The organism is Acinetobacter stercoris, assembly GCF_900323515.1.
GTDB classification, from domain to species: Bacteria; Pseudomonadota; Gammaproteobacteria; order Pseudomonadales; family Moraxellaceae; genus Acinetobacter; species Acinetobacter stercoris.
The window spans coordinates 1-4842 of sequence record NZ_OOGT01000254.1; the positions used below are offsets into that span (position 1 = coordinate 1).

General features: G+C 37.9%; 8 protein-coding genes and 1 pseudogene. 3 read left to right on the forward strand and 6 right to left on the reverse strand.

The features are described 5' to 3' along the window. On the forward strand, positions 1 to 254 hold a 254-nt coding region (locus tag KPC_RS20625), incomplete at its 5' end, for a hypothetical protein (RefSeq protein WP_213065909.1). Here the strand turns inward: KPC_RS20625 and KPC_RS17855 are convergent. The 6 genes from KPC_RS17855 to KPC_RS17885 all read right to left on the reverse strand — a co-directional run bounded on the left by KPC_RS17855 (position 251) and on the right by KPC_RS17885 (position 3730). Beyond that, positions 251 to 754: a hypothetical protein gene (locus KPC_RS17855; RefSeq protein WP_121975684.1), complete on the reverse strand. Its 504-nt coding sequence runs from the start codon at positions 752 to 754 to the stop codon at positions 251 to 253. The two genes, KPC_RS20625 and KPC_RS17855, sit on opposite strands and share 4 nt — an antisense overlap. A 42-nt stretch (positions 755 to 796) precedes the next feature. Continuing rightward, entirely contained in the window at positions 797 to 1750 is a 954-nt protein-coding gene (locus KPC_RS17860; RefSeq protein ID WP_121975685.1) for a helix-turn-helix domain-containing protein, read from the reverse strand. Continuing rightward, positions 1747 to 2445: a hypothetical protein gene (locus KPC_RS17865; RefSeq protein WP_121975686.1), complete on the reverse strand. Its 699-nt coding sequence runs from the start codon at positions 2443 to 2445 to the stop codon at positions 1747 to 1749. The genes KPC_RS17860 and KPC_RS17865 overlap by 4 nt, the downstream gene beginning before the upstream one ends. Then, a complete protein-coding gene (locus KPC_RS17870) occupies positions 2442 to 2744 on the reverse strand; it encodes a hypothetical protein (RefSeq protein WP_121975687.1) in 303 nt (100 codons plus the stop codon). Before KPC_RS17870 ends, KPC_RS17865 begins: the two co-directional genes overlap by 4 nt. Before the next feature lie 267 nt (positions 2745 to 3011). Then, positions 3012 to 3461 carry a phage regulatory CII family protein gene (locus tag KPC_RS17880; protein WP_121975689.1) on the reverse strand — a complete coding sequence of 150 codons (450 nt, stop codon included), beginning with the start codon at positions 3459 to 3461 and terminating at the stop codon, positions 3012 to 3014. 23 nt (positions 3462 to 3484) lie between these two features. After that, on the reverse strand, positions 3485 to 3730 hold the full coding sequence (locus KPC_RS17885) for a transcriptional regulator (RefSeq protein ID WP_121975690.1): 246 nt from the start codon (positions 3728 to 3730) through the stop codon (positions 3485 to 3487). Here KPC_RS17885 and KPC_RS17890 point away from each other — a divergent pair, their 5' ends adjacent. Beyond that, positions 3731 to 4507 carry a S24 family peptidase gene (locus KPC_RS17890; protein WP_121975691.1) on the forward strand — a complete coding sequence of 259 codons (777 nt, stop codon included), beginning with the start codon at positions 3731 to 3733 and terminating at the stop codon, positions 4505 to 4507. Between the two features lie 16 nt (positions 4508 to 4523). Next, positions 4524 to 4842, forward strand: a pseudogene (locus KPC_RS17895) (restriction endonuclease); the annotation flags it as partial.

The window sequence follows — 4842 nt, forward strand, 5'->3', positions numbered from 1 at the left end:
ATATAAAAGATAATCATGTTATAAATTCATATAATAATTTCAGACTTCTAACACAAAGTTTTTCACCATTTAAAAAAAATATAACTAATTGTTATCAACCAATTGAAAAGTATAGTGACAATGAGCTAAACAATATTCTTTCCTTAAAAGATTCTAAAACTATATTTGTAAAATATAGAATTCCTAATAATGAGAAAATATTCCAAATTTACAAAAATCTAAATTCTTCCTTCCCAATAATAAAAAAATGTTAGGACATATACCCAATCCACCCATACCTAACATGCAAAACTGCCAACCCACATTTCACATCAAACCTCGCATCCATCTGGGTGCGAACATCATTCACCATTTCAGCCCATGAGTTGTTGTAAAAATACCGTGAAATCACTGCATCCAGCCATTCATCCAACACATCCGATTGCCCTTGCAAATCCAACACCAAACGCTGTATGGCGCGAGCTTCGTTGTCGTTGATCTGCAAACTCACTTTGGGCTTATGCACATACATGGGCTCCATTTCATCCATAAAATAATCTGCAATAATTTTCCGTTGTTTTTTCTTGCCGAGCCGTTTTAAGCGCATTGCCTTAGCGGCTTGATCCATGCCTATTGCGATTGGATGCACAGGTTGACCACAGGGTCCAGTGTTGGAATACTGCCAAGCACCGAACTGGTATAACCAGCCTTCCAGATCAAATCTGGACCAATCTGTGGTTTGTAAAATGTGTTTTTCAATGGCAACTGCACTCATGTATTTCCCCAAATAAATTCAATGTTTTTCGTGTTTTGTTGTTTATGCAGTTCCCAGCAACTCCCCCTTAAAACCCACCTCTCTCAAGAATGGTTCGAGTTTTTTAGCCTCGACAGGATCACCCAATTTCAGGGCGATACGTGCCCCGAGTTGATCAAAACTTTCACCAGGTGCACCGATTTTCCCTGCGACTCCAGGATGGTGTGCAAGTTTTGCAGCAAAGGCTAAGATTTGTTTATGAGATAAACCCTCGCGTTTTAAACTGGTTCGGTTTTGTTTATTGATCGAGTTGTAATCGGGTCTACCCTCGTACTTGGTGTGATATGCGTTGATCAGCCAGTCCGCGAAGTGGTAATTCATCAGGTCGTCACAGATATCCCGACCTGCGTTGTAAATCTCGAAGGCTCGTTTTTCTCGTTCGGCCCATTTGGATTTTGCGATGTGTTCAAAATCCAGATTTTCATCCGCGAGAAATATTTCTTGTCGAAGTTTTTTAAAGCAAAGCCAATCTTTTTTATTTTTAGATTCTAATAATAGATTCTTTGATAGATTCCGTGTCCCAACGTTGGGACTCTTTGACGGAATTGTTGGGACTCTTTCATGGAATTGTTGGTACTGTTCCATTGTTGGAACTGTTCCATCTTTGGGACTCTTTGAATCATCGTTTTCAGAGTCAAAGAATATCAATGATGGTTCGCTTTCTCTCCCTTTAACACCGACGAGTTGATAGACTTTAACTTGTTTGGTTTTTCCTTTGCGTTCACCAGTATCGATAATGAGACCATCTTCGATCAGTTCTTCAATTATCTTTAGAACTGTCTTTCTATCCATTTCCGTATCTTCGACAAGTCGACTCATACTTGGATAGGCACAATGTTCTTCACTCGCTCGATCAGCAAGTGAAAGTAAAACTAATTTTTTGAGTGCTTTTAAGCATCCGCCTTTTTTCTGTTTCTGGCGTATTTGCCATGCCCATCTACTCGCATCAAGGCTCATATTCCACCTCCCTGATCTATTTCGAAATCAATATCAGTAAAATGACCTTTCCATTCTTTACAGCGAATATCTTTACATCCTAGAAAATCATAAGGATTAAATTGCCATGATATTTTTCCGCAACTTGGACAATTAAATCGTGTCTTAGGATTCTTCTTTCTTCTTCTAAACTTTTTAATCTCTGTTGAAATTTTTAAGCCAGCACCCTGAATCATTGTTCTTTTATTTATTTTATTAAAATCAAATGTACGGCGTTTGGCTTGGTTTGCAAGACTAAACGGAATAACAATAAATCCTGATTCACTGTTCAGAAAAGCCAATGCAAGTTCTTCATTCAATATAGTTGCTCTAGAAAAATCAGTGGTCGGATAAGTGAATTTATTCATCCAGAAAACATCATTTCCGTCATATTTATTTTTTTGAAATGCGACATATCTGTATTCATCACCACTAATTTGTGTTTTATTCGGAATATATTGGTGATCCACTTTCCAAATTGCTAGCGCATCAACATGATCTGCTGATAATGGTTGATCGTACTCACGCGCATGATCAAAGTGATATTGTGCTTCTTTTAATGTGCATACATGCGCTTTATCTAAATCAGTATGGTAACCCTGTAAATTATGACAATTGAAACCTACATTTGATCCAACATTATCTCTAAAACAAGCAAGGTAAAATCTATCTCTCACACCCCACCATCCTTAGGCTTTAAAAACCCACTCCCCACAAATTCCACCAGTCCAGCTTTAGACAAACTTTTTTCTATTTCATAGGTCAGGTATATCGCTATACGAAAGCGATGATGCATTTGTTCTCTAAAGTCTTCCCGTTTCACTGCAGCATTGCTTTCTGGATAATTTCCCTTGCGTAACCTCGCCTTGTTCTTTTCCATCATGTGCTGCAGCAGTCTTAGTGCAGGTTCATAAAATGACTGGACGCTTTGAGTATATTTGTGTTCTGGAACACGGGCGTTATAAGGTGATCTCATGGTGACAACCTCTCTGTATCGAAAGGTTGTTTTTCGTTGTTGGCTATATCGTCAAAACTACAGATATATAACGGCGCCGTGGTTTGTGTTTTGACATAAGCATCATCGGGTGCCACGCCAAGTCGGTATTCTTGTTGTTCGATATGCTCTATCAGTGCTGTAACGCAGGTACTACAGTCTGTATCCGTGCTTATGCCTATGCACGGTTGGCAATGTGTATTCATGTTTTCCCCAAATTTTCAATTTTTATCCTGCCCAATGTCAGGTTTATTTTTCATCGATGCATTTCTGTATTTGCGCATCTAGTGTTGCGAGGTTGATTTGTAGTTGTTGTATGACTTTGGAGATATCGAGTGCTTCGCCTCGGGTAATGCGTCCATCTGTCATCATGTTTTGAAAGATTTGGTATATATTTCCGCTGTGGATTCCTATATTGAGGACTTCATTGGTCAGTGCAAAGTCTTTGCATTCGGGAATGTCTGGCAGGTCGATAGCCACTTTGCCGTTTTCTGCGCATAGGCTTTGTAGTATGCGGTCATCGCCTGTGATCCCGATGAGTTTTGATGTTTCTAGTAGTGTTAGATGGTGTGTTTCTGTGTTTGTGTTGACCTTGCTGTTTAGTACGGCTGGGCTTTTTATGCCGAGTCGTGGGGCTAAGGCAGTTGCTCCGCCTGGGTAGTCATGGACTGTATGGTATGCGGCATCTAATATGTTCATCGGATTTGCTCTTGAACGTGTTATTAGATGACCTGTGAGCTACTATTTTTCATAGCACGCACGTATATCCAATTGATATCAGGTCTTAATTCTTCTGCTTTCACTTCCCCATTTGTCAAATCTTCAATAGCTAAACAACGATCATCTGGAATCCGTTCAGGGTTCCATTTACTTAACGCCCACGGCGTAATTTCTAATTTCTTTGCTAAAGCTGACTTGCTTCCAGCAAGTTTTACAGCTTTTGCAAATGCTTTTTCTGGTGTAGACATATGCAACCACAAAAACTACTAAAAGTAGAAACAAATATACTACCTAAAATAGAATTGGTGCAAGTGAAAATAAAGGGTAAAATTCTACCAAGCGTAGAAAAAGGAAATATGCCCACGGTGCAATCAGCTAAATATCAAGACTTTGCGAGTAGGCTTAAGGCTTTAATGGAAAATGAAAGCTCGCCTATAAAAACAGTAAATCAATTGAAAGATGCAATTGATGTTACTTATGAAATGGCTCGTCGCTATACGCTTGGTATTGCCAAACCCCGAGAAGAAAAACTTAAAATTCTTGCAGATAAATTAAATGTAAGTATTAGTTTTTTGGATCATGGTACAGAAATAACCGATCATTCTAGTCTACATTCAATAGAAATTCCTAGTTTAATTCCAGTTATTTCGTGGGAAGATGCAAAGAAATGGAATGTTGATGGAAATAATTCTTCGATCAATATCATCGAATGGCTTCCTCAAAATTCTAGATGTGGCAAAAACGGTTTTGGTTTAATTGTTTCGGGTGTTTCTATGCAACCGGACTTTAAACCGCAAGATCGTATTTATATAAATCCTGACTTTACATTAAAAAGTATGAAAACAGGTAATTTAGTTATTGTTGCTTTTGACAATCAAGATCAAGCCGACTTTAAAAAGATCATTGTTGAAAACAACGTTAAATTTTTAGAACCCTTAAATCCTAAGTACTTAGACAAGCCAATTTTAATGCAAAAGAATTGCAAGTTAATTGGTAAAGTTGTTGGGATGTATAGGAATATATAAATTATAGAGTCTTAATATGTCATATGATTTAGGCCCAGCTCCGGTAACGCCAATCGAAAGATTAATGCTTCTTGATGATAGTAAATGGGAAGACTTTATTGAGAACTGCGTTAGAGAGTTATTTGAAAAAGAACAATATATCAAAGTTGCAAAACTTGGAGGGGCTGGTGATAAAGGTAGAGATATTTGTGCTTACAGACAAGAGCAAGCTGTAGTAGATTCATGGGACTTATATCAAGCAAAATATTATACATCTACAGCAATGAGTCCTACAAATTTTTTCCCAGAATTAGCTAAGTTTTTTGATATGCTAATTCTAGGTGAATATACTAAAC

Excerpts from the sequence above, each read along its gene's own strand:
- KPC_RS17855 (WP_121975684.1), bottom strand. The coding sequence starts at position 754 with ATGAGTGCAGTTGCCATTGAAAAACACATTTTACAAACCACAGATTGG.
- KPC_RS17860 (WP_121975685.1), bottom strand. The coding sequence starts at position 1,750 with ATGAGCCTTGATGCGAGTAGATGGGCATGGCAAATACGCCAGAAACAG.
- KPC_RS17870 (WP_121975687.1), bottom strand. The coding sequence starts at position 2,744 with ATGAGATCACCTTATAACGCCCGTGTTCCAGAACACAAATATACTCAA.
- KPC_RS17880 (WP_121975689.1), bottom strand. The coding sequence starts at position 3,461 with ATGAACATATTAGATGCCGCATACCATACAGTCCATGACTACCCAGGC.
- KPC_RS17885 (WP_121975690.1), bottom strand. The coding sequence starts at position 3,730 with ATGTCTACACCAGAAAAAGCATTTGCAAAAGCTGTAAAACTTGCTGGA.
- KPC_RS17890 (WP_121975691.1), top strand. The coding sequence starts at position 3,731 with ATGCAACCACAAAAACTACTAAAAGTAGAAACAAATATACTACCTAAA.